The 26,611-nt window shown below is 70.0% G+C and carries 24 protein-coding genes and 1 other RNA gene; 7 read left to right on the top strand and 18 right to left on the bottom strand.

Features of this window, described 5'->3' with window-relative positions:
* Window positions 1-18 precede the first annotated feature (18 nt).
* Window positions 19-1,236, bottom strand: coding sequence for a glycosyltransferase family 4 protein (locus B840_RS08545; protein WP_042621808.1), 1,218 nt, complete (start codon window positions 1,234-1,236; stop codon window positions 19-21).
* A gap of 131 nt (window positions 1,237-1,367) precedes the next feature.
* Here B840_RS08545 and B840_RS08550 point away from each other — a divergent pair, with 131 nt between their 5' ends.
* The gene (locus tag B840_RS08550) at window positions 1,368-1,850 is read left to right on the top strand and encodes a hypothetical protein (protein WP_042621809.1); all 483 of its coding nucleotides are present in this window, start codon (window positions 1,368-1,370) and stop codon (window positions 1,848-1,850) included.
* Window positions 1,851-1,863: 13 nt separating this feature from the next.
* Window positions 1,864-2,220, top strand: a complete 357-nt coding sequence (locus B840_RS08555; protein WP_042621810.1) for a zinc ribbon domain-containing protein YjdM — start codon at window positions 1,864-1,866, stop codon at window positions 2,218-2,220.
* Window positions 2,221-2,236: 16 nt separating this feature from the next.
* On the opposite strand, the gene B840_RS08560 is transcribed toward B840_RS08555, so the two are convergent.
* From B840_RS08560 to thrC, 6 genes are all read right to left on the bottom strand, one after another.
* Window positions 2,237-2,713: a pyridoxamine 5'-phosphate oxidase family protein gene (locus tag B840_RS08560; protein WP_188656908.1), complete on the bottom strand. Its 477-nt coding sequence runs from the start codon at window positions 2,711-2,713 to the stop codon at window positions 2,237-2,239.
* Between the two features lie 134 nt (window positions 2,714-2,847).
* Window positions 2,848-3,381 (bottom strand): NUDIX hydrolase, encoded by a 534-nt coding sequence (locus tag B840_RS08565; protein WP_042621812.1) that lies wholly within the window; start codon window positions 3,379-3,381, stop codon window positions 2,848-2,850.
* Between the two features lie 19 nt (window positions 3,382-3,400).
* Window positions 3,401-6,598 (bottom strand): exonuclease domain-containing protein, encoded by a 3,198-nt coding sequence (locus tag B840_RS12905; protein WP_052491139.1) that lies wholly within the window; start codon window positions 6,596-6,598, stop codon window positions 3,401-3,403.
* Window positions 6,599-6,644: 46 nt separating this feature from the next.
* Window positions 6,645-7,523 carry a trypsin-like serine protease gene (locus B840_RS08575; protein WP_052491140.1) on the bottom strand — a complete coding sequence of 293 codons (879 nt, stop codon included), beginning with the start codon at window positions 7,521-7,523 and terminating at the stop codon, window positions 6,645-6,647.
* Entirely contained in the window at window positions 7,520-7,663 is a 144-nt protein-coding gene (locus B840_RS13700; RefSeq protein ID WP_169745270.1) for a hypothetical protein, read from the bottom strand. Before B840_RS13700 ends, B840_RS08575 begins: the two co-directional genes overlap by 4 nt.
* Before the next feature lie 8 nt (window positions 7,664-7,671).
* Window positions 7,672-9,120, bottom strand: coding sequence for a threonine synthase (gene thrC / locus B840_RS08580; protein ID WP_042622647.1), 1,449 nt, complete (start codon window positions 9,118-9,120; stop codon window positions 7,672-7,674).
* A gap of 112 nt (window positions 9,121-9,232) precedes the next feature.
* Between thrC and B840_RS08585 the strand changes: the two genes are divergently transcribed.
* Window positions 9,233-10,594 (top strand): MFS transporter, encoded by a 1,362-nt coding sequence (locus B840_RS08585; RefSeq protein WP_042621813.1) that lies wholly within the window; start codon window positions 9,233-9,235, stop codon window positions 10,592-10,594.
* 4 nt (window positions 10,595-10,598) lie between these two features.
* Here B840_RS08585 and B840_RS08590 read toward each other — a convergent pair whose 3' ends face one another.
* From B840_RS08590 to B840_RS08610, 5 genes are all read right to left on the bottom strand, one after another.
* Complete coding sequence (locus B840_RS08590; RefSeq protein ID WP_042621814.1) at window positions 10,599-11,303, bottom strand: AAA family ATPase; 705 nt, start codon at window positions 11,301-11,303, stop codon at window positions 10,599-10,601.
* 2 nt (window positions 11,304-11,305) lie between these two features.
* Window positions 11,306-11,500 (bottom strand): hypothetical protein, encoded by a 195-nt coding sequence (locus B840_RS08595; protein WP_042621815.1) that lies wholly within the window; start codon window positions 11,498-11,500, stop codon window positions 11,306-11,308.
* Window positions 11,501-11,559: 59 nt separating this feature from the next.
* Window positions 11,560-11,895, bottom strand: coding sequence for a hypothetical protein (locus B840_RS08600; RefSeq protein WP_042621816.1), 336 nt, complete (start codon window positions 11,893-11,895; stop codon window positions 11,560-11,562).
* 100 nt (window positions 11,896-11,995) lie between these two features.
* Window positions 11,996-15,091, bottom strand: coding sequence for a bifunctional [glutamine synthetase] adenylyltransferase/[glutamine synthetase]-adenylyl-L-tyrosine phosphorylase (locus B840_RS08605; protein ID WP_042621817.1), 3,096 nt, complete (start codon window positions 15,089-15,091; stop codon window positions 11,996-11,998).
* Between the two features lie 20 nt (window positions 15,092-15,111).
* Window positions 15,112-16,449, bottom strand: a complete 1,338-nt coding sequence (locus B840_RS08610; RefSeq protein WP_042621818.1) for a glutamine synthetase family protein — start codon at window positions 16,447-16,449, stop codon at window positions 15,112-15,114.
* A 212-nt stretch (window positions 16,450-16,661) separates the two neighbouring features.
* On the opposite strand from B840_RS08610, the gene B840_RS08615 reads away from it, so the two are divergent.
* Together B840_RS08615 and B840_RS08620 are read left to right on the top strand one after the other, a co-directional pair.
* On the top strand, window positions 16,662-17,789 hold the full coding sequence (locus B840_RS08615; RefSeq protein ID WP_052491141.1) for a DUF2786 domain-containing protein: 1,128 nt from the start codon (window positions 16,662-16,664) through the stop codon (window positions 17,787-17,789).
* Window positions 17,790-17,887: 98 nt separating this feature from the next.
* The gene (locus tag B840_RS08620) at window positions 17,888-19,684 is read left to right on the top strand and encodes a CYTH and CHAD domain-containing protein (RefSeq protein ID WP_042621819.1); all 1,797 of its coding nucleotides are present in this window, start codon (window positions 17,888-17,890) and stop codon (window positions 19,682-19,684) included.
* A gap of 66 nt (window positions 19,685-19,750) precedes the next feature.
* Here B840_RS08620 and B840_RS08625 read toward each other — a convergent pair whose 3' ends face one another.
* Window positions 19,751-19,972 (bottom strand): hypothetical protein, encoded by a 222-nt coding sequence (locus tag B840_RS08625; RefSeq protein WP_042621820.1) that lies wholly within the window; start codon window positions 19,970-19,972, stop codon window positions 19,751-19,753.
* A 114-nt stretch (window positions 19,973-20,086) separates the two neighbouring features.
* Between B840_RS08625 and B840_RS08630 the strand changes: the two genes are divergently transcribed.
* Entirely contained in the window at window positions 20,087-21,370 is a 1,284-nt protein-coding gene (locus B840_RS08630; protein WP_042621821.1) for a galactokinase family protein, read from the top strand.
* Window positions 21,371-21,373: 3 nt separating this feature from the next.
* Here the strand turns inward: B840_RS08630 and B840_RS08635 are convergent, their stop codons facing one another.
* On the bottom strand, window positions 21,374-22,771 hold the full coding sequence (locus B840_RS08635; RefSeq protein WP_042621822.1) for an RNB domain-containing ribonuclease: 1,398 nt from the start codon (window positions 22,769-22,771) through the stop codon (window positions 21,374-21,376).
* A 31-nt stretch (window positions 22,772-22,802) separates the two neighbouring features.
* Window positions 22,803-23,852, bottom strand: a complete 1,050-nt coding sequence (locus tag B840_RS08640; protein WP_042621823.1) for an alpha/beta fold hydrolase — start codon at window positions 23,850-23,852, stop codon at window positions 22,803-22,805.
* 104 nt (window positions 23,853-23,956) lie between these two features.
* On the opposite strand from B840_RS08640, the gene B840_RS08645 reads away from it, so the two are divergent.
* Window positions 23,957-24,214, top strand: coding sequence for a hypothetical protein (locus B840_RS08645; protein ID WP_042621824.1), 258 nt, complete (start codon window positions 23,957-23,959; stop codon window positions 24,212-24,214).
* On the opposite strand, the gene rnpB is transcribed toward B840_RS08645, so the two are convergent.
* From rnpB to B840_RS08655, 3 genes are all read right to left on the bottom strand, one after another.
* An RNA gene (gene rnpB / locus B840_RS12985) (RNase P RNA component class A) lies at window positions 24,208-24,613 on the bottom strand. The two genes, B840_RS08645 and rnpB, sit on opposite strands and share 7 nt — an antisense overlap.
* Before the next feature lie 63 nt (window positions 24,614-24,676).
* The gene (locus tag B840_RS08650; RefSeq protein ID WP_229676600.1) at window positions 24,677-25,882 is read right to left on the bottom strand and encodes a bifunctional RNase H/acid phosphatase; all 1,206 of its coding nucleotides are present in this window, start codon (window positions 25,880-25,882) and stop codon (window positions 24,677-24,679) included.
* The gene (locus B840_RS08655; protein WP_042621825.1) at window positions 25,882-26,604 is read right to left on the bottom strand and encodes a zinc ribbon domain-containing protein; all 723 of its coding nucleotides are present in this window, start codon (window positions 26,602-26,604) and stop codon (window positions 25,882-25,884) included. The genes B840_RS08650 and B840_RS08655 overlap by 1 nt, the downstream gene beginning before the upstream one ends.
* Window positions 26,605-26,611 lie beyond the last annotated feature (7 nt).

Consider the following 26,611-nt stretch of genomic DNA (forward strand, 5'->3'; position numbering starts at 1 on the left):
GCCTTATTATCCCCGTTATCATCCCGGCTCCGCCGCGGCCTGCAGTTCCCGGAGGGTCCGCGCCTGTCCGCGGGAGTCGAAAACGTCCTCCACCAGGCGGCGGGCGTTGCGGACCAGCGGCGAGGCATCGGTGCGCAGCGCCTCCTCGACGGCGTCGGTGAGCGCGTCGACGTCGCCCGTGGGCACCAGCCAGCCCGTCCTCCCGGGGATGACCACCTCCCCCACTGCGGTGACGTCGGCCGCGACGCACGGGATGCCCCGGGCCATGGCCTCCAGGAGCACCGTGGGCAGCCCGTCGGCGTTGCCGTCCCTGCCGACGATGAAGGGGGCGACGAAGAGCCGGCGTGTGCCCAGCAGCCCGCTGACCTCGTCCTGGGTGAGCGGCCCGAGCAGGGTGACCGCGCCGCCGAGGCCCGCCCGGACGATCTGCCCCTGCAGCGCCGCGCGCAGCGGACCGTCGCCGGCGATCTCCGCGGTGACCGGCAGGCCGCGTTCCCGCAGACGCCGGACTGCCTCGATGAACAGCGGAAAGCCCTTCTTCTCCACGAGCCGACCGACGGCGAGCAGGCTGAGGTCCCTGCCCCGTTCCGGGCGGAAGGGGAACCTCCCGAGTTCCAGGCCGTTGTACACCAGGCGCATGCGGGCGGCTGATTCCGGAAAGCGGGCGCGCAGATGGTCGAGGTTGTGGCGGCTGATGGTGACCGCGTGGTGGGCGTCGGCGAACTTGGCCCGGAGATCCTCCTCCGCCACGGACTCGTGGAAGATGTCGGTGGCGTGGGCGGTGAAGGAGTAGGGCAGTCCCGCGATCCGCGCGGCCAGGCGGGCGACGGTGGTGGGCAAGTTGGCGAAGTGCGCATGCAGGTGCGTGACCCCGTTTTCCTGCGCCTCCGCCGCCACCTGGACCGCCTGCGCGGCGTCGTCCGGCCGGTGCCGCAGGAGTTCACCCAGGTGGGGCCCCGCCGAGGGGTCGAGCATGTCCCAGAGTGCAGCCGCGGAGTGCGGGTGCGGGATATGGACGGCCGCGGCCCGGACACGCGCCAGCTCGGGGTGGAAACGCGGATCCGTGCAGGGCCGCAGCGAAAAGATCACCACCTTCTCCCCCGCCGCCTCCCGGGCCAGGATCTCCGAGACGATGAAGGTCTCGGAGAACCGCGGGTACGCCTCGACCACGTAGCCGGTGACGGGGCGATTCCGCCCGGCGGCGTCCTGGGCGGGTGGGTGGTCCGTGGGTGTCATGGGTACCGTCCTCAGGGTCGGTTCGGCCGGGTTCACCCGCAGTCTAGGAACTGCGGGTGAACGCGCCGTGACGCGCACGTGAAGAGCTGCTGCGGTTCAGAGCGCCGTCCGAGCCCGGTACCCTGGCCCCCGTGGAGACTCCGGCTCAACTTTTCTGGCTCGTCCTCGCGACCCCCGAGGGGCCGGACCCGGCGGGCGTCGAGAAGCTGCGTCATCTGCTGGAACGCCACGGGCTCGCGGCCGGCGGCGGCGACGCCCTCCTGCGGACCCGGGACGGCCGGCTGCCCGTCTTCGGCGGCGAGGTCACCCCGGTTGAATCCGCGTGGCTCGGCCCCGGCGCGCACACCCCCTACCTCCAGGTCCACGGCATCAGCGCCAACCCGGCGCAGTGCGGCCTGCTTTTCGACGCCGCCGTCGCCGCCCGCCTGCTCATCGGCGTGGAGCCGGGGCCGCCGCACGCGGTCGTTTGCGGCGGTGCGCTGGATCCGGAGGATTACCTCGACCCCTCCCGACCGCCCGAGCTGGAGGTGTTCTGCCGCGTCGGGTCACCCGAGGAACTCCGTGACTGCCTCCGCGGTAACGCGGATGCCTACCGCTATGACCGGCCTGACTGACATAATAAGCGGCATGAGCGAAACGAACCTCCCACCCTGCCCCGAGTGCGGCAGCGAATACACCTACGAGATGGATCCCCTCCTGGTCTGCCCCGAGTGCGGCCATGAATGGGACCCCGCCGCCGTCGCGGCCCCCGCCGAGGCCGAGGGGCCGGTGATCAAGGATTCGGTGGGCAACGTGCTGGCCGACGGCGATTCCGTCACCGTCGTGAAGACCCTCAAGGTCAAGGGTGCCAGCCAGCCGATCAAGGCCGGCACCACCGTGCGCAACATCCGGCTGGTCGACGCCACCGACGGCCACGACATCGACGCCCGCGTGGAGGGCTTCGGCCAGATGAAGCTGAAGTCGAGCATCGTCAAGAAGATCTAGGCTCCGTTTTTCGGGGCTAGAGCTCCATCGTCTCTGAGCCGCCGCCGGCGCGTTCGCCGGTGACCCGCGACTTCACGATGCGCGCCAGGGCGGACATCTTCCCGCCCGGCAGGCCCCAATACTGGGCGGACTCGGAGTCTGCCCGGATCAGCCCCAGGGCGGGATCGTCCTTGCCCTCGAACCAGCCCTCGACGTCCTTGTTCCACAGCTCGTCGACCTTCGCCCGGTCCTCGACGAAATCGACCTCGGCCGCCACCGACAGCCAGGTGCCGGCCTCGGACACCGCAAGGTTGACCTGCGGGTTAGCCTTCAGCGCCTGCGCCTGCCCGCCCCGCAGCGAGATGAAGAACCACACGTCCGCGTCGTCGGTGACCTGCTGGGGAACCATGGGGTGGGACAGCAACTTTCCGTCCGTGTCCGTGGTGGTCATCATGACCCAGCTCGCGTCGCGGAGCTTGGCCACGACGTCTTCCTTCGTGATCTCATCGGCCATGGCGATTACCTCCTGTGTGAGAGAGTCCGCGGTGGGGTGCCGCGTCGTACGCCGCCCAGCATAGGTACGCCGCCGACTGTGCGCCAGGTCACTCGCAAGGCTGTCGGCCGGCCTCCCAGGTTCCTGCGGTTCTGCTACATCTGCCCCCGCTTGGTGTAGCCCATCCGCGGGCGGAAACCGGCCGGGTGCTTCATCTGGGCCACCGCGTCGGAGATGACCATGCGGAAACGCGGGCCGATCGGCGGCAGCTTCGAGATCTCGAACCAGCCGACGTCCATGGACTCCTCGTCGCCGACCGCCGGGGTGTCGTCGCCGACGACGCTCAGGCGCATGGCGGTGTCCATGTAGCGGGTGACGTCGCCGTTACCGTAGGTGACGGGCCCGGTGGCGCCGACGCCGAGGAGGGCCTCGACGCGGGCGTCGAGAAGCGTCTCCTCCTTGACCTCCCGCACGGCGGTGACGTGCGGCTCCTCGCCGGGGTCGCTGATGCCGCACACGGGGGTCCACTCGCCGTTGTCGGCGCGCTTGACCAGCAGCACCTCCGGGACAGCCCAGATCGGGGCGCCCGGCGGGACGTCGCGGACGACCACGGCGGTGACGGCGGGCAGCCAAAGTTCCTGGTTTCCCACCTTCTCGCGTAGGCGGAGGATGAAATCGGGAGTGGGCACTGGAAGGTTCCTTTCGTTTCTACAGCTCAGCAATGAGATCGGCGATAGCGTCCTGGCGGCGGTACCGGAAGCGCGACACCAGCCGGCGCCGGGGAGCGGCGGGATCGAGCCCGACGGCCTGGCTGGTGCGGCCCAGCGCCCCGGGGTCGGCCGGGTTGACCCAGGTGTCCAGCCCGGTGGCGTTGAGGACCTCCGCGATACCGCCCAGCCCCTCCCGGCGCGGGGTGGCGTGCTGGACGTCGAACCCTCCCCCGCCGGTGAAGGTGAGCCAGATGCGTTCGCCCTGGCCGATGCCGGCGGCTTCGAGGAAGCGACGGATGGTGCTGACGGTCGCGCCGGTGCGCGACATGGCCACGGTCTGCTCGCCGAGCGGGCTGGGCAGCGTGCGCTTGTCCAGCATGGGCACCTCCAGCGCCACGGCCACTCCCCGGGGGACGCCGGAGCCGGAGCCGCGGAGGTGGTCGGAGGTGACGGTGGTGAGCCACACCAGGTCCCCGCCGATGCGGTAGAGGCCGGGGGTCTCCTGGGGGTCTGCCTCGACCTCCTGGATCTCCTCCGCCCGGCTGACCTGGCCCTCGACGGTCTGGAACTCGGCAGAGGAGGCGTAGGCTCGCACGGAAGACTCCGCCACTCCGAGGGTGCCCACGGCCTCGTCCAGCAGGCGGTCGAGAGGGACCGGGCCGGCCTCGACGCGCCTGCCGATCCAGTCGGCCAGGTTGGAGTACTCCTCCAGCCCCCAGCCGCTCAACGCCCAGCGGTCGCGTCCGGTGCGGGTGATCCGCCCGTCGGCGGACATCGCGTTGGTCAGCGTCCGCGGGTTGATCTCGCCGAGCCGCCGCGCGATGTCCAGGCTGCTCAGCGGCTCGCCCTCGATGGCCAGCAGGGCGGCGGCGCGGTCCTGCGTGGAGCGGTCGCGGGTGAGGATGTGGTCGCCGTACAGGGTCTTGTCCTCCGCCAGGCGGTCCTTGAGCACCTGCGTGTCGACGCCCAGGTTGTCCGCCAGCGCCGGCAGGGACACCACGCCGAAGTCGTCGGCGAAATCGGCCAGCGCGGCGTCGAGGTCGTCGGCGAATCCGGCGCGCTGGAACCAGTCGCCGGAGATCTCCCACTCGTCGGCCAGCCACGCCAGGGTGTCCAGCACGGGGTTGCCCGGGACGGGGCCCTCGTCCATGAGCGCGGGCAGCTCACTGCGCAGGTCGGCCAGCGGGGCGAGCACACCGAAACGCCGGCCCAGCGCGTCGAGCACGAGGTGGATCGAGTCGGCGGGTTCCACCAGGCGGCGCTTGAGCCCGGTCTCCAACTGGCGGATACGTTCCCGGGTGACCTGGTGGCGGGAGCCGATCTCCTCGAGGGTCCGCTTCCCCAGGATCCGGCCGGTGAAGATGTCGAGGTCGCGGGCGTCGTACCCGATGCGTTCCGCCACCTCGGCGCGGGCGCGGTGGATTGCCGCGGTGGCAGGGTCGGACCAGTAGGTGTCCCCGGCCAGGGCGTCCAGTGCGTGAGCGACGGCCGGCGGGGCGGAATCCTGCGGGATGACCGGCAGGTGCCCGAGCAGGGCCAGCCACTCGACGACGGTTGCCACGCCGGTCTGCGGGGCCGGGCCCGGCTGGCCGTCGAGGTAGATGTCCTCGGACTCCACCGACAGGTAGTCCTGGACGTCCGGGGCGTCGAGCGCGGAGTGCACCACCGCGACGAGTGTCCGGTGGACGCGCAGGCGCCCGAAACCGGGGACGTCCGCGAGCTGGGTGACCGAGGCGTCGAGCGGCCGCGGGTAGAGGTTGAGCCAGCGCGCGACCACCGCGCCTGTGCGCGGCAGCGAGTCCGGCACCTCCGCCGGGTCGAGCAGCGGGGAGAGCTCGCGCAGGGGGACGTGCCGGTGGCGCTGCAGCCAGGCGCGGGCGATGTCGTCCGGGCCGGACGGTTCCGCCCCGAGGTTCTCCAGCCACGGGAAGACGCCGGTGTAGCGCGCCGGGGCGGGTTGCGGCGTGTCAGGGGTGCCCGGGGCTTCCGGGGCTCCCGGTGTCCCGTCGAGGGGAATCAGGTCGCGCAGCATGCGGGCGAAGGTCGTCTCGTCGACGATGGGGATGCCGTGATCACGGGCCTTGCGGGCCTTCCCGCTCATCGAGTCGGGGTTGGCCGCCACCAGCAGGGTGGTCGAACGGGTGACGGCGCCGGCCTCCAGCCCGGCGGCGCGTGCCCGCAGCTCCCAGGTGTCGCGTCCGAGGGCCAGGGCACCGGTGAAGGCCACGCGGCCGCCGGGGCGCAGGCCGGCGTCCTCCGCCTCGCCGTGGACGGGCTCGGCCAGCAGCGCGTCGACCGATTCGGGGTCGACGCCCAACTGGACGGCGATGTCGTGCAGCTGGGTGCGCTCCGCGACGGTGACCACACCGTCGGTCCAGGCCTCCACCGCGAGCTGCCGCAGGTAGTCCAGGTGGATGTCGGCGGCCTCCTCCCGGCTGAGCCCGGCCTGCTCCGCGGCGGCCACGAGCTGCCCGATCTCGGAGCGGGACAGGGAGGCGTCGAGCAGCGCGCCGCGCAGGAGCCGACGGTAGCCGTCGACCTCGGCGACACCGGTGGCGGGCACGTTGGCGGACAGTCGCTCGAGCCAGTGGTCGGACTCCGTCTCTTCCCGGCCGCAGAGCGCCTGACGGGGAAGGTCGACCGGAGACAGCCACCGCAGCGGCCCCGCCGCGCCCTGGGTGGCGCCGTGGCGGGTCGACAATGCCCGGTAGAGGTCCGCGGCGGCGGCCGCGTCGGCGAGGGCGGCGTGCGGGCGGTCGTTGCCCAGCCCGGCCGTGTCCAGGCAGTCGGCCAGCCGCTGCGGGGCGCCGGGCAGCAGCCTCCGGGACAGGACCCGCGTGCACTGGAACCACCCCGTGCCCGCGGGCAGTTCCACCCCCAGGCGGGCGTACTCGGCGGCGAGGAAGCGGATGTCGAAGGGAGCGTTGTGGGCGACGATCACGCGGCCGTCGAGAAGCTCCGCAAGCTCCGCGGCCACACCCGCGAACGTCGGCGCGTGCACCAGATCGGTGGCGGTGACGCCGTGGATGTGGGAGTTGTCGATGTCCCGCTCGGGCTGCACCAGCGTCTGCCAGGTAGCCTCCTGCCGGAGCTCGCGGTCGAGGAGGACCACGCCGATCTCGAGGATCCGGTCGGACGGCCCCAACCCGGTGGTCTCCAGGTCGAGGACGGCGACGGCGTGCGGCACAGAGGGCATGGGATCTCCCAGTTCAGAGGGTGGAAAAATCGAACAGGTCCAGACCTTAACCGGTGACCCCGACACGGGGTTCGAACCGGGCCCCCGGAACGACCCGGTCGAGCACGGTCTGGATCGCGGGCATGGAGGTGTAGGACATCGTCATCGGCCCGGCCCCCGGTTCGGTGCAGGCCAGCTCGCCGCCCGCGTCACGGGTGCCGGAGACGAGCCCGACGATGACGCGGCGGCCGTCGAAATCGGCGTACACCGGGCCGCCGGAATCGCCCGCCCGCGCGCACACCCGGGCGGTGGCGGCCACGGCGCGCAGCTCCACCCCGTCGTGGTCGGCGAGGATCTCCACGCCGGTCGAGTTGATCGGCTCGCCGCAGGTCTCGCCCGTGGTCACCCCGAACTTGCAGATGACCTCCGGCAGCTCCCCGACGCTCTCCGCGACGACGGTATCCGCCAGCGGGTCGGGCGAGGCCATCACGTACCGGGGGTTGGTGATCTCGATGACGCCGACGTCCAGGCGGCTGGACGCGGCGTCGTAGAGGTCGGAGTAGATGAACGTCCCCACCGGGGCGCTGAAGTCGGCGTTGACGCCGTCGACGGTCGCCCAGACGTGGTCGCCGGGCATCCCGCAGTGGGAGGCCGTCACCGCGTAACCGCGGTCGTCGGCGGTGAAGCTGTAGGCCACGGTGCACTGTCCGACCTGGATGGTCTCCCCGGGAACGGGCACGGTTTTCGTGATGGTCACCCCCGTGCCAGGCGCCCACGGGCTGGCTGCCGGGGCGCGCAGCTGCGTCGGCGTCTGCCGGGGCGCGGCGGCGGCCACCTCCGCTGCGGGGGTGGGGTTGCGCTCCTGTTCCTCCACGGACCAGGAGATGAGCGAGCCCACGCCCACGGCGGTCACCGCGGCCAGGCCCGCCCAGAGGCGGGTGTTCACTGCTTGTCGACGCCGTCTTCCTCGCCCGGCTTGTCCTCCTCGGCCGCCTGTTCCGCGGCCCGTGCCTTGATCTCGGCGGCGAACTTCTCGGGATCGAAATCCTCGAAGTACTCCTGGCTCATCTTGAATTCCTGGCCCATGGCGGGTGCTACACCTCCGTCGTGCGGATGGAGTCGACGATGAACTTCTTGACGGTCTCCGCGTCGTTCGGCAGGTCGGTGACGTGGCGCTCGGCGTCGAGGACGTCAGCGAAACGCTCCGGGGTCTCCGGCTGCCGCCCGGTGGCTTCCTCGATGGTCCCGGCGAACTTCACCGGCAGCGCGGTCTCCAGGCAGACGATCGGGGTGTCGATCCGGTCGCGCCAGTCGCGGGCGACCTTCACGCCGTCGGCGGTGTGCGGGTCGAGCATGACGCCGAGCCGCTCGAAGGTGTCGCGGATCGTGGCCACGCGGTCGGCGTGGGTGGAACGGCCCGAGGCGAAGCCGAAACCGGCGGGGTCGGTGGCGGCGGGGAAGGCCTGGTCGTCGGCGAGCGAGAATCCGCCGTTGCGGACCTGCACGCCGAAGTAGTCGGCGATCCGGCCGGCGTCGCGCCCCACCAGGTCGAAGACGAAACGCTCGAAGTTCGAGGCGCGGGAGATGTCCATCGACGGAGAGGAGGTTGCCAGGGTCTCGTCGGCCGGGCGCGGGCGGTAGTCACCGGTGCGGAAGAACTCGTCGAGGACGTCGTTTTCGTTGGTCGCCACGATGAGGCGGTCGATGGGCAGACCCATCTGGCGGGCGATGTGGCCGGCGCAGACGTCGCCGAAGTTGCCCGTGGGGACGGAGAAGGAGACCTTCTGGCCGTTGGATTCGGTGATCCGCAGCCAGGAGGAGATGTAGTAGACGACCTGCGCCATCAGGCGGGCCCAGTTGATGGAGTTGACCGCGCCGATGCGGTTGTCGCGCTTGAAGTCGGCGTCCGCGGAGACGGCCTTGACCACGTCCTGGCAATCGTCGAAGACGCCGTCGAGGGCGATGTTGAAGATGTTCGGGTCATCCAGGCCGAACATCTGGGCCTGCTGGAAGGGTGTCATGCGGCCCGCCGGGGTGAGCATGAACACGCGGATGCCCTTGCGCCCGCGCATGGCGTACTCGGCCGAGGAGCCGGTGTCACCCGAGGTCGCGCCGAGGATGTTGAGCGTCTCGCCGCGGCGGGCCAGCTCGTACTCGAAGAGTTCACCGAGCAGCTGCATCGCCATGTCCTTGAACGCGGCGGTCGGCCCCTCGGAGAGATGCCCGATCCACACGCCGTTCTCCAGCTCGGTCACGGGGACGATGTCCTCATGGGCGAACTTCGGGGTGGTGTAGGCCCGCGCGGCGATCGCCTCCAGATCCTCTGCCGGGATGTCGTCGATGAACAGCTTGAGCACCTCGGCCGCCAGGGCCGCGTAGCCCTTGTCGGCCAGCAGCGTCCGCCACCGGGTCAGCTGGTCATCGCTGATCTGCGGGTACTCGGCGGGCAGATAGAGGCCGCCGTCTGGAGCCAGGCCACCGAGCAGGATGTCGGTGAACTTGGCGGGCGTACGGGAGGAGTCGCGCGTCGAAATATAATCCACGGAGTCAACCATACGTTGCCGGATCGGACGAGCGCCCATTGTCCCCGCCCGGGCAGGCGAATTGCGCCGGGAAGCGGCGCAGGTGCCCGCCGCACGGTCTAAGGTGCTCTCTATGACCACACCGTTGCTCATCCCCCACCCCCGTGAACAGGTGACCCGCAAGGCGCTCATCGTCTGGGTAACCGCAGTGCTGGTCTACGTGGTCGCCATCACCGGGCGCACCTCCTTCGGCGTCGCCTCGGTCGACGCGATCGACAGATTCGACGTCGACGCCTCCCGCATCGCCGTGTTCACTGCGGTCCAACTCGGCGTGTACGCGTCGGCCCAGATTCCCATGGGCATGCTCATCGACCGCTTCGGGCCCAGGAAACTGCTGTTCTTCGGCGCGCTGATCATGGCGGCCGGGCAGGTTCTCCTCGGCTTCACCACCTCCTACTGGGTGGCCATCGGCGCGCGCGTGCTCATCGGCGCCGGTGACGCCACGGCCTTCCTCTCGGTGATGCGGATCCTCCCCTACTGGTTCCCGCTGAAGAAGACTCCGCTGTTCACCCAGATGACCGCGGCGCTGGGCCAGGTCGGCCAGTTCCTCTCCGCAGTGCCTTTCCTGGCGCTGCTGCACGGCCCCGGCTGGAGCACCGCCTTCCTCAGCCTCGGCGCCGTGGGCGTGCTCGTCGCCATCGCCGCCGGCGTCGCGGTCGCCGACTCCCCCGAGACCTGGGCCGCGGCCAAGGCGGCCAAGGACCCCGACCACGTCCCGGAGAAGAAGGACCCGGCTGAACGGATCCCGCTGGGGCGGCTGCTCCTCATGGTGCTGAGGGAACCGCTGTGCTGGCAGGGCTTCTTCAACCACTACTCGGCGATGCTGCTGCAGATCGTGTTCACCCTGCTGTGGAGCGCGCCGCTGATCACCCTGGGGATGGGGCTGCCCACCTCCGCCATCGGCATGGTGCTGACCGTCAACGTCCTCGCCTCCATCGCCGCCGGCCCGATCCTGGGCCCCGTCTCCGCCCGCCTGGGGCGCAATCGTGTCCTGGCGTCGATCACCTTCTCCGGTTTCATCGGCCTGGCGTGGATCATCTTCTTCCTGCCCGCCGAGCCCCGCGGCATCACGGCGCTCATCATCGTCAACATCGTCATGGCCTTTTTCACCCCGTCCTCGAACTTCGGCTTCGACGACATCCGCGAGGACCTGGACCGCCGCATCGTCGCCACCGCCACGGGCATGGCGAACATGGGCGGATTCCTCGCCGGAATGTTCGCGGCGCAGGCCGTCGGACTCCTCCTCGACCACTCCTCCAACGGGCAGGCCTACACCTGGGTGGACTTCCGCTACGCGTGGTGGGCCGTCATCGTGACGTGGGGTATCGGCATGACCGGCCTGATCACCTTCCGCATCGTCGTCTCCCGGCGCCGCGCCGCCCGCTCCCGATCCGGCCGCGGCGGCGTCCGCGTGGTGGACAGCTCCGAGGATTAGCCGCTCACCCCAGGATGTAGCGGATCGTCCCCTGCGGATCCTCGAGGAACTCCCGCATGGCCAGGACGGCCTCGGCCTCCTCGAAGACGGTCTCCGAGATGCCCTGCTCGGTGATCTCGATGATCGAGGCGTCGGGGATGGCCATCATGATCGGCGAATGCGTGGCGATGATGAACTGCCCGCCCCGTTTCACCGCCTGGTCGATCTCCGCGACCAGCGCCATCTGACGCACGATGGACAGGCCGGATTCGGGCTCGTCGAAAATGTACAGCCCCGCACCCTCCATCTGCTCCGCCAGGACGGACATCACGGACTCTCCGTGGGACATCTCGCGGCGGGGCGACTCCGCATCCTGGAGGGTGTCCAGGATGGTGACGGTGTCGTAGTGGGTCTCTGCCCGCAGAAAATAACCCCGCATCGGGATCGACCGGCCGCGGAGGCTGAGCCATTTCGCCAGCGACGACTCTATGCTGCTGACCTGCCCCCGGAATTCCTGGTCCCGCAGAGGCCCGCCGGCGGAGTCGAAGCCCGCAGCGACGGCGACGGCCTCGACGAGGGTCGACTTGCCCGCGCCGTTGTCGCCCACGAAGAGGGTGACGGGCGCGGTCAACCGCAGCGCGCCGAAGGCCGCCAGGTGGCGGACCACCGGGAGCCGGCGGATGTAGGTGTCGTCCTGGATGGCCTCCAGCCGCACCGAGGTGATGAACATGACTACATGTTAATCCCGTTGCCACCTGCCAGTTGAGCCCCGAGCGCCATCCCCGGGGGTTCGACCTCGGCGGGCGCCAGGCCCCGGACCTCGTCGATGGACCGGTCCAGGGACTGGGCCACGGCCACCCCGCCAGCCAGCGGCAGCGTGGCCAGGAGGGCGGCGGCGACGGCATGACGGATCTTCATGGTGTTCATGAACGCCGAGACTAAGGGGCGGAGCTTTCATGGCCATGGCAACGCCCTGGGAATCCGATTCACTCGTTGCGACGCGGCGGCTCCTGGCGGCCGGTGAGGATGTCGATGACGCTGCGGATCGCGGCGTCCCCGATCGGCCCCGCCTGGCTGCCCCAGTTCCCGGAGCTGAAGGGCCCGCGGTTGGCGCGCGCGTCATCCCGCGGCCCGTGCTCCGCGGCGGGGGCATCCACCACCTCGACGCGCTCGGCGGTGTCGTCGGCGGTGACGATGAGAGTGGTGTCCTCGAGCACGAGGGTGACGTTGTCGGAGACGCCGGCGGTGCGGGCCGCATCGACCAGCGCGCGGAGGTCGGCGAAGGTGGCGTCGGTCAGGTCGATGGACAGGGAAACGGCCATGGTGTCGGCCTCCTTGGAGTGGGTGCGGATGGTCTGGCCCCAGCCTAAGCGTGGCCGAGGGGGCCTGTCACCACCCTTAGGGGACGTGCCTGACCCCGGCTCAGGGCTCCATCGACTGTTCCCCCCAGAACACCTCGTCGACGACCTGCCGCGCTTTCCTGGTCAGCCGGAGATACTGCTCCAGGTAGCCCTGGTAGTCCTCGGGATCCCAGCCGGCGGCGCCCGCCACCTGCGCCAACGCCGGGCCCGGACCCGGCAGCTGATCCATACGCCGCCCCTTGACCAGCACCAGCGAGTTGCGGGCGTTGGTGGCGAACAGCCACGCCTCCCGCAGGATCCGCACCTGTTCCGGCGGGATGATCCTCTTCTCCGCGAGGACGTCGAGGACCTCCAGGGTGGAGGTGTTGTGCAGTTCCTCGTGGTCGTGGGCGTGCATCATGGTCAGCAGCTGAACGGTCCATTCGATGTCGGTGAGCGCGCCTCTGCCGAGTTTGGTGTGCGTGTTGCGGTCGGCGCCGTGCGGCAGCCGCTCGTCGTCGATGCGCGCCTTCATGCGCCGGATCTCGCGGATGTCGCTTGTCGACGCCCCGTTCTCCGGGTAGCGGAACTCGTCGATCATCCGCAGGAATCGGGTGCCCAGCTCCTCGTCGCCGGCGACGACCGTGGCCCGCAGGAGGGCCTGGATCTCCCAGACCTCGCCCCACTGGCGGTAGTAGCGCGCGTAGGAGTCGAGGGTGCGCACCACCGCGCCGGACCTTCCCTCGGGCCGAAGCCCCAGGTCGACATCGAGGGGTGGGTCGCCGGAGGGTTTGGCCAGGCGCGTGCGCATCCCGTCGCAGATGCCGATGGCCCATTTCACGGCCTCGGTGTCGTCCACCCCCTCGGCGGGTTCGCAGACGAACATGACGTCGGCGTCCGAGCCGTAACCCAGTTCAGCGCCGCCGAGCCTGCCCATGCCCACGATGGCGATCCGGGCCGGGGGCTCCTCCAGACCGTTCTGCTCCAGGCTCCACCGCACCTCGGCCAGAAGGCTGGCCTGCAACACCGCGTCCCACACCAGGGAGAGCTCCAGGCAGACCTGGTCGACGGGCATGAAGCCGAGGAGGTCGGCCGACGCGATCCGGGCGAGTTCCACCCGCCGGAGCGACCGTGCGACGGCGACGGCCCGGTTGGGGTCCGCGTGACGTTTCGACGACGCCACCAGCGCCTTATTCACCTGGTCGGGGGCGGGATCCATGACCTTGGGCCCGGCGGTGCCGTCGCCGAGCTGCTTGACGAAGTCCGGCGCAGAGATGATCAGGTCCGACGTGAACGGCGATGTCCCCAGGATCCGCATCAGCCGCTGCCCCACCACTCCCTCGTCGCGCAGCATCCGCAGGAACCACACCCGGTCGTAGGCCGCGTCCGAGAGTTTGCGGTAGTTGAGCAGCCCGGCGTCCGGGTCCGCTGTCTCCGACAGCCAGGTCATCAGGGTCGGCAGGAGCATCGCCTGCAGCTTCGCCTTGCGCGTGCCGCCGGCGGCCAACGCCGTGAGGTGCTCGAAGGCGCGGGCCGGGTGGCGGTAGCCCAGAGCGGCGAGCTGCAGCTTCGCCGCCTCCGGGGACAGCGTGAGCTCACCGACGGAGAGGTTGACCACGGTGTGCAGCAGCGGGCGGTAGAACAGCCGCGAATGCAGATCCGAGATCAACAGACGGATGTGCCGCAGCTCCCGCTGCAGCGCCTCCACCGCGGTCTTCTTTCCGGAGGCCTGGAACCCGGCGGTGCGGGCCAGCCAAGACAGGTTCCGGTGGTCGTCGTCCGCAGGCATCGTGTGGGTGCGGCGCAGCCGGTGCAACTGCAGGCGGTGTTCCAGCAGGCGGAGAAACTCGTAGGCCTCGATGAGCTGGTGACCGTCCTCGCGGCCGATATAACCGCCGACGACCAGCGCGGACAGGGCGTCCACCGTCGACAGGACCCGCAGGGAATCATCCGACCGGCCGTGCACGAGCTGGAGCAGCTGGACCGCGAACTCCACGTCCCGCAGACCGCCGACCCCGAGTTTCAGCTCGCGCTCCCGCATCGCCTCCGGCACGTTCTCAAGGACGCGACGCCGCATCGCCTGCACGTCGTCGACGAAGGAGTCTCGCTGTGAAGCGGTCCACACCATCGGCGCCAACGCCTCCAGGTAGGCGCGCCCGAGCTCCATCGCGCCGGTCATCGGCCGGGCCTTGAGAAGTGCCTGGAACTCCCACGTCTCCGCCCACCGGCGGTAGTACGCGACGTGGCTGTCCAGGGTCCGCACCAGGGCCCCGGACTTGCCCTCCGGCCGGAGGTTCGCGTCGACGTCGAAGAACGCCTTCGAACCGGTCCGCATGAACTCCCCCGCCAGGCGGGTCGCCTTCTGGGTGGGCGGCTCGGCGACAAAGATGACGTCGACGTCGGAGATGTAGTTCAGCTCGCCCGCGCCGCACTTGCCCATCGCCATGACCGCCAGCCGCGTGTCTACGCCCCCCTCCTCCCCGTAGACCCCGGCCACCGCGACGGCGAGGGCGGCGGTGAGCGCGGCGTCGGCGAGCGCGGTGAGCAGGCCGGTGACGGTGGTGAACGTCAGCTCGGGCTGCTCGACGCCCTCCCCGCGCCGGGCGACGAACGTGCCCGCGAGATCGTGCGCGGTGATGCGCATGATGAGGGTGCGGTAGGTCAGTTTGAGCGTGGTTGCAGCCTCCGCGCCGGTGAGGCGCGCGCGGTAGGTTCCCGGCGTCCGCAGGTCCGGGGTGGCTGTGTCGCCCACCTCCTCCTGCTCGTCCTCGACCTGGAACTCCGCAGGCGCCGCACCCACGCAGCCGAGCAACTCCTGCATGAGCTCCTCGGGCGTGGGCAGTCCGCGGGCAAGTTCCCGCCACAGGTGCGGATTGGCGGCCAGGTGGTCACCCAGCGCGGTGGAGCCGCCCAGCAGCGCGAACAACCTCACCCGCAGGGCCGCGTCGCCGCGCAGCGCGCGGTCGAATTCGGCGCGGTCCTCGCCCAGCGCCGTCATCACCCGGACGAGCGTGTTCAGCGCCAGGTCCGCGTCGCCTGCCCCGCTGAGCGCCCACAACAGGTCGGAGGACTCAGGGTTGTCCCATCCCAGCCAGGCGAGGTCATCGGCGGCGCGGTGGCCGGTGAGGCTGAGTACGGCCGGGGACGGGACGGTCGTGCGGGCGCGCGGGGTGGTCATGCGGGTGGGCTCCTCGTGGGTCAGTAGTCCAGGTTGGAACGCAGCTCCCAGGGCGTGATCTGCTCCTGGTAGTTGTGCCACTCATTCCATTTGGAGCGCAGAAAGTACTCGTAGACGTGCTCGCCCAGAATATCGGCGACGAAATCAGATTTCTCCAGGATCCGCAGCGACTGGTCCAGCGACGCCGGGAGGTCCTTGTAGCCCATCGCCATCCGCTCGCGGCGGGTGAGGCGCGAGATGTCGTCCTCCGCCGGGTCCCGGAGCTCGTGCTCCTCGCGGATGCCCTCCAACCCGGCGGCGAGAAGGACGGAGAACGCTAGGTAGGGGTTGGTTGCCGAGTCCGGCGACCGGACCTCCACCCGCCGCGAATCCGCCTTGGTCAACCGGTAGGTGGGGACCCGCACAAGCGCCGAACGGTTGGACACGCCCCAGGTGGCGGCCGTCGGTGCCTCGTTGCCGAACACGATGCGCTTGTAGGAGTTCGGCCACTGGTTGGTCACCGCTGAGATCTCCGGCGCCCGGTGCAGGATGCCGGCGATGAAGTGCTTCGCCGTCTTCGATAGCGAGATCTCGTCGTCCGGGTCGTGGAAGGCGTTGGTGTCCCCCTCGAACAGCGAGATGTGCGAGTGCATCGCCGAACCGGCGTGTTCGGTGAAGGGCTTGGGCATGAACGTGGCGCGCACGCCGTTGGCCGCGGCCACCTGTTTGATTAGGTAGCGGAAGGTCATGATGTTGTCCGCCATGGTCAGCGCGTCCGCGTGCCGCAGGTCGATCTCCTGCTGGCCGGGGGCGGTCTCGTGGTGGGAGAACTCGGTGACGATGCCCATCGCGTCCAGCGCGGTCATCGCTTCGCGACGGAAGCGGGGCGCAATGTTGTGCGACGCCTGGTCGAAGTAGCCGCCGTTGTCGGTGGGTTCGATGCTGCCCGGATCCGCGCCCGGCTGGAAGAGGTAGAACTCGATCTCCGGCGAGATCATGCACGTGAATCCCTCGTCGGCGGCGAGCTTCACCTGCCGGCGCAGGATCTGCCGAGGATCAGACCAGGAGGGTTGCCCGTCGGGCATGGTGATGTCGCAGAACATCCGCGCGGTCTGCAGCTCCGGGTGATCCGTGTCGAAGGGCAGGATCTGGAAGGTCGAGGGGTCGGGCAGGGCGATCGTGTCGGATTCCGAGATCCGCGACAGCCCCTCGATCGAGGAGCCGTCGAACCCGACCCCCTCCTCGAACGCGCCCTCCAGCTCGGACGGGCTCATCATGACGGATTTCAGATATCCGAGGATGTCGGTGAACCACAGCCGGATGAAACGGATCTCCCGTTCCTCGACGGCACGCAGCACGAATTCCTGTTGGCGATTCATGCCCCCAACTCTAATTGCGCACCCGACACGGCCGGTCCAAACCAGGTGTCCCGGCACCGTAAACGGGTGCGGGCGGGGGTGGTGAGCCCGGCCCCTCCCCGCAGTTCGCCAGGGCTCGCGCCGCCGGGCGGGGGTGCCTATGTCGGGCCCCCGTGATCCACTGATCCCGAACGAACACATCGAACACCTTTTCCCACGAACGGAGCCAGACCATGACCCCCTCCATCCTCCCCGCTTTCACCGACGCCTTCGCCTCCTACGACGCCGCCATGGCCGAGAGCCTCGCTGACCCCGAGCACGTCCGCCGGGAGGAACTCCAGTGGACCATCGTCGACCGGCTCGTTCTCGCCGCCTGCCGGGGATGGACGCCCGACGATGTCCGCCACCTCCTCGATTCCTCGGTCGACCCGTTCCTGGCTGCCGCCCATCACCGGGTCGCGGCCGTCGCCCCCGACACCGTCCGCGCCGCGTGGCAGCGCCAGTGCCGGCAGCCGGGCAACAGGCGCACCACCGAATGCGCGACCGGAAGGATGGAGGAAATCGCCGACCGCCTCCGCATCCTGCCCGACTTCAACGACACGGAACTGCTCACCGACCTCCCCCTCCTGCAGGAACGCGACACCGGCCCGGCCGGGCTGAGCGTCGAACAGCGCCGCGCCCTCCAGCGGATCACGGGCCTGCTGAAGAAGGCCGAATCCACCACCTTCGCCGCCGAGGCGGACAGCCTCGTGGCCAAGGCCCAGCAGCTGCGTCAGCGTTACCGGATCGACAACGCCTGCCCCGGCGGCCTCTCCCCCGCGCCGGGCGACCTCGTCAGCGTGCGGATCAGGCTGGCGGCCCCCTGGGTCAGACAGCAGTTTCTGCTGTTGAGCAGGGTCTCGTTCGCCAACTCGTGCCGTGCCGTCCTGTTCCGGGGCATCGGGATCGCCAGCCTGATCGGGCACCCGGACGACGTCCGCCATGTAGCCGAGCTGTTCAGCAGCCTCAACCATCAACGCGTCTACTTCATGCGCACCTCCCCCGGCGCGCGCGAGGCTGCGCGGGCGGGGCAGACCTCGGCCTACCGGCGCGCTTTTCTCTTCAGCTACGCAATCCGCGTCGGCGACCTGCTCACCTCGGCCGCCGACGAGGTTTCCCTGACTCCGCACGAGGCGGAGAACGCTCTGCCGGTCCTGGCCCGCCGCGACGAGGTCGCGGGGGTGGCCGCCGACCGTCTCTTCCCGCGGACGACCGGCATGGCCTTCGGTCACGGACATCACGCGTCCGGATCTGCCGACGGTGTCAGAGCCGCCGAGCGCTCCCGCCTTGAACCCGGAGGCAGGTCCGTGGAAAGTGCCTGACCCGCCGCTCGAACCGCTTCCTGTGGCGGTAGGTTGTAGGCATCAGGTGTCATTCCCTGAGCATTGTTCTCGCAGCGCAGATTCCGGAGGAACCCACCATGTCCACCCGCACTTTCCTAGAGGTAGAAGCAAAGTTCGCCGTGGTCGACACCGCCGTGGTGCCAGACCTGACACGGCTGGCGGGGGTGGAGGCCATCGCCTCGACCAAGACCCACCGGATGTCCGCCATCTACTACGACACCACCGACCTGCGCCTCACCCGCTCGCGGATCACCCTGCGCCGCCGCGAAGGCGGGGACGACGACGGGTGGCACCTCAAGCTGCCGGCCGTCGCCGGCCGCCTGGAGGTTCACGCCGACCTGGGGGAGCCCGTGGACGGTCTGTACCAGGTGCCGGAGGAGATCCTCTCCCAGGTCCGTGCCCTCGTCCGGCGGGAGGAGTTGCAGCCCATCGCGCAGGTGGACAATGAGCGGGTGGAGTCGGTGCTCGCTGACGCGGAAGGCCGTCCGCTGGCCGAGTTCTGCGACGACCACGTCTCGGCCTGGTCCCTGCTGCCCGGCGGTTCGCCCTCCTCCTGGCGGGAATGGGAGATCGAGCTCGCCGGGGAGACCCCCGGCACCGAGCAGGGGGAGAACATCCTGCATTCCGCCACCCAGCTGTTCATCAGCGCCGGCGCCCGGGTCTCCTCCTCCCCCGCCAAGCTGGTCATGGCTCTCGGCGACTCCGTCCACCAGGCTCCGCTGCCGCCCTTCCTCGTGGACGCCGACGTCGATCCCGATTCCCCGGCCGCCGCGGTCGTCGCGGCGCTCAAGCTCAACCGGGACAAACTGCATGAGTACGACCCGAAGGTGCGCCGCGACGAGTGGGACTCGGTCCACCAGATGCGCGTGGCCACCCGGGAACTGCGCAGCCACATGGAGACCTTCAACGGGATCCTCGGCGGCGAGGAACTCGAGTACATCGAGTCCGAACTGAAGCTCCTGGCCAGCATGCTGGGTTACGCCCGCGACGCGGAGGTCGTGGAGGAACGTTTCCTCCGCCTGCTGGACTCGGAGGATTCCGACATCCTCGACGAGACCACCCGGGGGCACCTCCGGGAGGACATGGGTACGGAGTACCGCCGCGCCCACCGCCGGGTCATCGCCACCCTGAACTCCGACCGCTACCTCGATCTGCTGGACGCCATCGACAGCCTCCTCGCCGATCCGCCGGTCGTCGGCGCCCACGCCGCCGGCCCGGGCACTCCCGAGAAGGTGGATGAGGCTGACGATACGGAGCAGCCAGCCGCCGACCTGCCCGCCGGGGATGAGGCGGAGACCGGGGAGCCCGTCGCCGAGGTCGCCCCCGAAGAAGAAGTTGCCGAGACCGTTGCACCGCAGCCGCAGACCGCGGAGGAGGTCGAGGCGATCCTCTCCGAGCATCTGGAGGAGGCCTACCAGCGGCTGATAAAGCGGCACCGCAAGGCGGTGGAGAACTGGGAGAACCCCGAGCTCACGCTGCACCAGCGCGAGGACTACTTCCACGACATGCGCAAGTCCGCGAAGAAGCTGCGCTACGCCGCGGAGGCCGTCGGGGCGGCAACCTCGCTGAAGACCAAGCGCCTGTACAACGCCTGCAAGCAGATGCAGTCCAGTCTGGGCGATTTCCAGGACGCGGTGACCTCCCGCGACAGGCTCGTGCAGATGGCGGACGCCGCCCGCCGGCGCGGGGAGGACACCTTCGGTTACGGGCTGCTCTACCAGCGCGAACGCGCCATCGGCCTGAAGTCGCTCGAGGAGTACTCGGAAGAGGTCAAGGCCATCAGGTCCGCGTACGAGCGGCTGACGAAGAATGCCAAGGAGCAGGCCAAGAAGAAGAACCGGAAAGACCGCAAAGAGGAGAAGAAGCAGAAGTAGCGCAGGTGGCCCCGCCAGCCGGATTCCCGGACGGCGGGGCCACCTGCTCGGGGGCCTGCGACGGAGCTACTTCGTGGTGGGATCCCAGGCGGCGGGCTTGCCCCAGTCGTCCTCGGCGGCGTCTTCCGCGTCGGCTGCTGCCCGGCGCGCGGCGGCCGTCTCCAGGGCGTGGGCGGCTTCCTCACGGGTGTCGTAGGGTCCCATGCGGTCGTCCCAGGCGCCTTCCTTGCCCTGGGTCACTCGACCGGTCTTGGGGTCGAAATACCATTTCTCGTCTTCGGGGGTCATGCTTTCCTCCTTCGGTGAGACTGTCCGATTGATGCATCCCAGGCTACCCGCCCTCAGTCCAGCAGGGCGGGGACTAAAGTGAGGGATGACACGAGTGTAAGGAGCACAACCACCATGCCGATGTGGCCCACAGCCGAGACTTCCGCCGCCGACCGTGCGCGCGCCGCCCACCGGGAAGAGGTGGGAGCGGATCCCGACCGGGTGGCCCACGCCCCGGCGACGTGGCTCCTCATCGGCGAGCACGTGGACCACTCCGGTGGCGTGGTGCTCGCCGCGCTGGCGGAGCCGGAGGTTGCCGTGGCGTTATCCCCGCGCAACGACGATCTGCTGAAGGTGACGGTGAACCGGACCACGCCCGGCGGGGTGCGGCACAGCGATGACCAGGTGAGCATGGGAGTCGTCGCGGAGCTGGCCGCCGCGCGTCAATCGGGCGTCGACGACCGCGGGCGCCCGGACGCGCCGCCCGCCCCGGAGACGGGGCCCGCGGTCCGGTTGGGGGGCATCGTGTGGACTCTGATCCACCGCCAGCTGCTCTCCCGGGACACCGGCGGCCTGGACGTCACCGTGGTCACCGACATCCCGGACGGCATGGGGCTCGGCGATGAAGCCGCCCTGGACGCGGCCTTCGTGCTGGCTCTGCTCGGCGACGCGCCCGACCTCGACGACGCCCCCGTGCGCACCCGCCTGGCCGAGGTGTGCAGCCAGGCGGCGGAGATGTTCTCCCCCGCCCCGCCGCTGCGGGCCCGGCACACCGTGGCGCTGCGCGGGTCGCGGGATGCGGTGTCCGTCATCGACTACGCCGACGGTTCCGTCACCCAGGCCCCCCACCCGCAGTCCGCGGCCCTCGAGTTCTTCGCCATCTCGGTGGACGGCGCGCGGACGAGGCGTTCGGGTGAGATCGCCCGACGGCGGAGTTTCATGGAGGACGCCTGCCACGCCTTCGGCACGGAGTCGTTGCGGCTGCTTCCCGACGCCCCGCAGCGCGTCGTCGAGTGGCTGACCGCGGTCCACCGGGTGCACGGCACGGAGGGCACCCCGTCGGTCGGCGAGGCCGCGGCGTGGCTGGCGTTTGAGGAGCACGAGACGGCCCGGGCGCAGCAGCTGGCGCGCGCGCTGCGTTCGCGCCGGATGGCCGACGTCTGGCCGCTGCTCGCCCAGTCCCAGTCCGGTCTGACCGGCCCGTACGGGTTGCCGGGTTCAGAAGCGATGGTGCAGCTGTGCCTGATGCGCGGTGCGCTGGGCGCCCGGGCCGCGTCGGCGGGCAACGTCGAGGGCGTCATCGCCGGTGTCCAGGGCCGGCACGCGGAGAACTTCGCGCGCGACCTCTCCGAGGACGGACTCGTCCTGGTGCGGTTGGGGCGGGGCCGGGTCGCGGGCGTCGAGAAGCAGGAGCCTTAGGGCTCAGTCCGCCGGCCAGGCGAAGGCCACGTCGCGGGTCCCGACGTCCGCGCGGACGAGGGAGACGCTCGTGGTGGTGCCCTGCTCCGGGTGGCCGAGGGCGTTGGCCAGGACAGGGGGACGGGGGACGAAGATCCGGGCCTGGTCGCGCTCGGCGTCGGAGGTGAGGATCACCGCATCGAAGTTGTGCCCGACCCAGGGCGCCAGGACGGTGGCTTCGGTCAGGTCGAGGCACGCCCGGTCGACGGTGCCGGCCAGCTGGGAGGTCCGCTGCATGGACTCGATGACGTCGCCGGCGCGCTCGGTCACCCAGGCCGGGATGTCCTGACCTGCGCAGATGGCCAGGCAGTATTCGGTGGCGAAGCGGTCGACGAGGCGGCGCAGCGGTGCGGTGACGTGGGCGTAGTGGCCGCCGATCCCGGCGTGGACCTCAGCTTCCCCGTCGGCGAGACTGACGTAGCCGGAGCCGCGGAGCAGTTTCTGGGCCTCGCGCATGACGGCCATGCCGCGGGCGTCGGTGGCGTCGGCGAGCTGGAGGAATTCACCGATCTCAAGGTCGTCGGAAAGCTCGTAGCCCAGGGCGCGGGCCTCGGCGCGGAAGGTGTCCTCGGATTCGGGGGTGGCGGGCCGCAGGGTCCGCAGGAGCCCGGCGCCGTGCTCGACCATGAGGGAGCCGGCGCACATGCCGGTGAGCAGGGAGATCTCGGAGTTCCAGTCCATGACCTCGTGCCGGGGTTCGACGGTGAGTTCGTAGGTGCCGTCCCCGAGGTCCCGGACGCGCTGGGCGGGCAGGCGCAGGTTGATGGCGTGGCGGCGGAGCGCGGAGACCTCCCGGAGCTGGCCGACCTCCGGGAGCAGTGCTAGGGAGGGGTGCATGCCGCCGGCGAGGTAGTCGGCGTGGACGTCTTCGTAGTTGAGCCGGGCGTGCGAGCGGACCAGGGCCCGTTCGACGTGGAATTTCTCGACCTCGCCGGCATCGTCGAGGTCGAAGGTCCACAGGACGGCGGGGCGGTCGACGTCCGGGAGCAGGGAGGCGGAATCCTCGGACAGCTCCGCCGGATGCAGCCGGGCCGGCTCGTCGGGGAGGTAGATGGTCTGCCCGCGGCGCAGCGATTCAGCTTCCAGGCGGCTGCCGGGTTCGATGAAGGCGGCGACGTCGGCGATGGCGTAGAGGACCCGGTAGCCCCTGGCGCGGCGCTCCAGGTACAGCGCCTGATCCAGGTCCATCGAGCCGACCGGGTCGAGGGTGACCAGGGGGACGTCGCGCGCGTCCCGGCGCACGGCCCCGAACCGGTCCCCCGCGGCCCCGGCGTCGGCGCGGAGCTCCGGCGGGAATTCGGTGGGCACGTCGAATTCCTCGGCGATGCCACGGAAGTTCAGGGGCGCTGCATATAGCTTCATGACGCCCCATTCTTACACAGCCCCGCTTTTCTCAGGATGCGAACAGTTCCGCCAGGTTCCGGTTGACCTGCTCCATGTAGGAGGGGACAAAACCGAAGAGGCCGAAATGTCCGGCGACGTCGTCGATGACGCGCAGCTCTCCGTCGGGGATCAGCTCCGACTCGGCGGCGCAGTCGCGGACGGGGAAGAACATGTCCTCGCTGATCGGCATGGTGAACACCTTCGCCTGCACCCGGCCGAGCGCCTGGGCGAGGTCTCCCCCGGCATGCTGGGACACGTCGCCGTGCTGCCATTTCTGACCCATGACCAGCAGGGAGTTCGGGTCGAGGGCGGCGAAGATCGGCTCGAGGAACTCCTCGACGGTCTGCTGCGGGGTCTCGAAGCCGAGGGCACGCCACTCCTCCTGCTTCCACCACTCGGTGGACAGCCCCATGACCGCCCACACGCGGGCGTGGTGTTTGAGGCCCGCGACGACCTCTTTGTTGCTGGCGTACTCCCCGCCGTTGAATCCGGGGTCGGAGGTGACGGCGTCGATGAGCACCTGGGTGAACAGGAAGTCGTGCGGGGTGTTCTTCGCGGTGCCGGCGATCGGCGCGGCGCGGCGGACGCGGTCGGGGAAACGCACCGCCCACTCGTAGGCCTGCTGGGCTCCCATGGACGCACCGACCACGGCGAAGAGTTCGGTGACGCCGAAGTGCTCGCGCAGCAGCCGCTCCTGGGCGACGACGTCGTCGCCGATGGTGACGAAGGGGAAGCGGGACATGGCGATCATCTCGTCGCCCGTGTTGTGCGGCGAGGTGGACAGGCCGTTGCCGATCTGGTTGACGATGACGATGAAGTACTTCGACGGATCCAGCGCGTGCTCGGGGCCGATGTAGGTGTCCAGCCACGCCTGGTGCGTGCCGGTGAACCAGGTGGGGATGAGGATGGTGTTGTCGCGCGCCTCGTTGAGCGTGCCCCGGGTGGCCACGGCCAGCTGGCAGTCCTCGATGGAGCCGCCGTGCTCGAGATCGAGCCGGCCGATGCTGATCAGCTCGTGCTGGCCCTGGACTTCGGGGGTGTAGAAGGGGTTGTGGTACACGGTCGGGTTCTCCTTCGGCGCGCGCTGACACGGTCTCCAGTCACGGAATGTGACATGACACACACCTTACGGGTCTGCGCCCGGGCCGGGTACGGTATTGCCCCATGAGTTCCGATCAGCCCGCCGACACCTTCCCCCTCCGCCTCTCCGACACGCATCTGGCCCAGCTGGAGATGCTGGCCGACGAATCCGGCCGCTCCCCCGACCAGGTCGTCGCCGAACTGATCCGCCGGGAGTGGGAGCGCTACTCGGCGCGGCAGGGCGTGTGCACCGCGTCAGACAACATCGAAGCGGCGCGCGGGGCCGTGGAACGGCAGTTGCGGGCCGCCGCGGCGGGGAAACACACTGAACAGGGCGAATGAGTCGGCCTGTAAGCCGGATTCTGTACCCCTTGACGGGGCGGTGATCATCCATCTGGGCGGGCCATCGCTGACCGCCTCAAGCAGCTACCTTCGGACTCGGGCGAGCAGCCCTCGAACGTCCGATCCGGCCTGCGGCGTGGCAGGCCATGATGCCTTGCTCCCGGTGGGGTTTACCTGGCCGGGACAGTCACCTGCCCCGCCGGTGCGCTCTTACCGCACCCTTTCACCCTTACCCGGCCGCCGGAGCGGCCTGGCGGTCTACTTTCTGTTGCACTTGCCCGCGGGTCACCCCGGGTTGCCGTTAGCAACCACCGTGCTCGGTGGAGTCCGGACTTTCCTCGACCCCCTCCTGCCCCGGTCCCGGGGTGGTGAGGGGGCCGCGATCACCCGGCCGACTCATTCGCGAGGCCCAACCTTACTCCGCCCGCCCGCGTTCCGGAAGAGCCCAGGTCAGACCGCCCTTCAGCGCAGGTGCGCGGTGTCGTTGAAGATGCGCAGCGTCGACCCGACGCGGGCCTCCTCGCCGAAGAACTCGACCACGCTGAGTGAGGCCAGGTCCAGGAACATCCGCGACACCACGTGCGGCCCCGCGTCGAGTGCCTGCCGGATGAAGGACTTGATCGGCGTGACGTGGCTGACCACGAGCACGGTCCGGCACTCGTAACGCTGCTGCAGTTCCCGGCGCACGCCGCTCACGCGGTTGTGGAGGATCTGCAGGGACTCGCCCCCCGGCGGGGTGACGGTGGGGTTGGACAGCCACTCCTCGTGCAGGTGGGGGGACATGGCGTGGGCCTCGTCGAAGGTCCGCCCCTCCCACTCGCCGAAGTCCTGCTCGATGAGCTCGTCGATGATCTCCACCTCGAGGCCGAGCAGGTCCGCGGCGGCCCGGGCGGTCTGCACGCAGCGGGTCAGCGGGGAGGTGACGATCGCGTCGATGCCCCCGCGCCCCTGCAGCATCCGGGCCGCGGCGGCGGCCTGCTGCAGGCCCACCTCGGTGAGCGAGGGGTCGGAGTGGCCGGAGTACTGCTTCGCCGCGGACATCTCCGTCTGGCCGTGGCGCAGCAGGACGAAGCGGGTCGGCGGGGAGGTCGCGCCGGTCCAGTGGGAGGGGGTGCCGGAGGTCGACTGGGCGGTGGCGACGATCTCGCAGTCGTCGGCGCCGCGCTCCCCCGACTCAGGGCCAACCGGCTCGGCGTCAACGGGTTCGGAAGCAACCTCGGCGCCGCCCACGATGCCCGGCTCGTGGCCGGCGGCCGCGGCGTCCATGGCGGTGTTGGACAGGGCGTCGGCGGCGGAGTTCTTCGCCCGCGGCACCCAGGTGAAGGTGACCCGGTCGAAGCCGTCCACGAGGCGGCGGGCCTCGAGTGCGAGCGCCTGCATGTCGGGGTGCTTGATCTTCCACCGGCCACTCATCTGCTCGACGACGAGCTTGGAGTCCATGTGCACGTCGACCGTGCGGGCGCCGAGGTCGCGCGCGGCCTCCAGCCCGCGGAGCATGCCGTGGTACTCGGCGACATTGTTGGTGGCGCGCCTACCCACGACGTAGACGATCTCGCGCAGAACGGTGCGCCCGTCGGCGGCGTAGACGACGGTGCCGGAACCGGCGGTGCCCGGGTTGCCGCGGGAGCCGCCGTCGGCGTAGACGATCACATGGTTATGGTCCGCCACTAGTCCTGCTTCCGGATGAGGTAGGTGCCGCACTCGGGGCAGTGGGGCAGCTCGTCGGCGGGGGCGCGGTTGACGCGCTGCTGGTCCATGCCGGAGAGCACGATGTAGCAGCCCCCGCAGGTGCGTCCGTTGAAGTCGGCGGCGCCGACGTCGGAGTCGTTCTTCTGGGCGTCGTACTCGGCGAGGGCGTCCTGGGGCAGCTGGGCGCGCAGTTCCTCGATGTGGGTCTGCGGGTCCTTGATGGCGGCGGCAGCCTCGTTGGCGGAGTCCGCGGAGCGCTTGGCAGCCTCGACCTGGCGGGTGAGTTCATCGGACTGGGCGCCGTGGACCTCGCGGTTGTTGCGCAGGGCGTGGACCTGGTTGTGGCACTCCGCCAGCTCGCTCATGAGGTCCGCGATCCGTGACTTCGCGGAGTAGCGGTCGTGCTCGAGCTCGCGGCGGCGTTCGGGGTCGGTCTCGGCCGCCAGCTGGGCCTTGTCGTCGCGTTCGCGCTTGCGCAGCTTGCGCTCGTCCTCCTGGATCCGCAGGATCTCCGCCTCCATGTCGTCGACGGCCATCTGGGCGGCCGCCGAGGCGTTGAGCATGCGCTGCTGCTCCTGGACGAGGCGCTCGTACTCCTTCTGCTCCCGGGTCACGAAGGCCCCGTCACCCACCACGTCCATGGATCGTTCGGTGTTGGCCAGCTCGAGCAGGACGGCCTGCTGTTGGGGGTCGAGTTTCATGTTGTTC

This window comes from Corynebacterium marinum DSM 44953 (genome assembly GCF_000835165.1).
Classification (GTDB): Bacteria; Actinomycetota; Actinomycetes; order Mycobacteriales; family Mycobacteriaceae; genus Corynebacterium; species Corynebacterium marinum.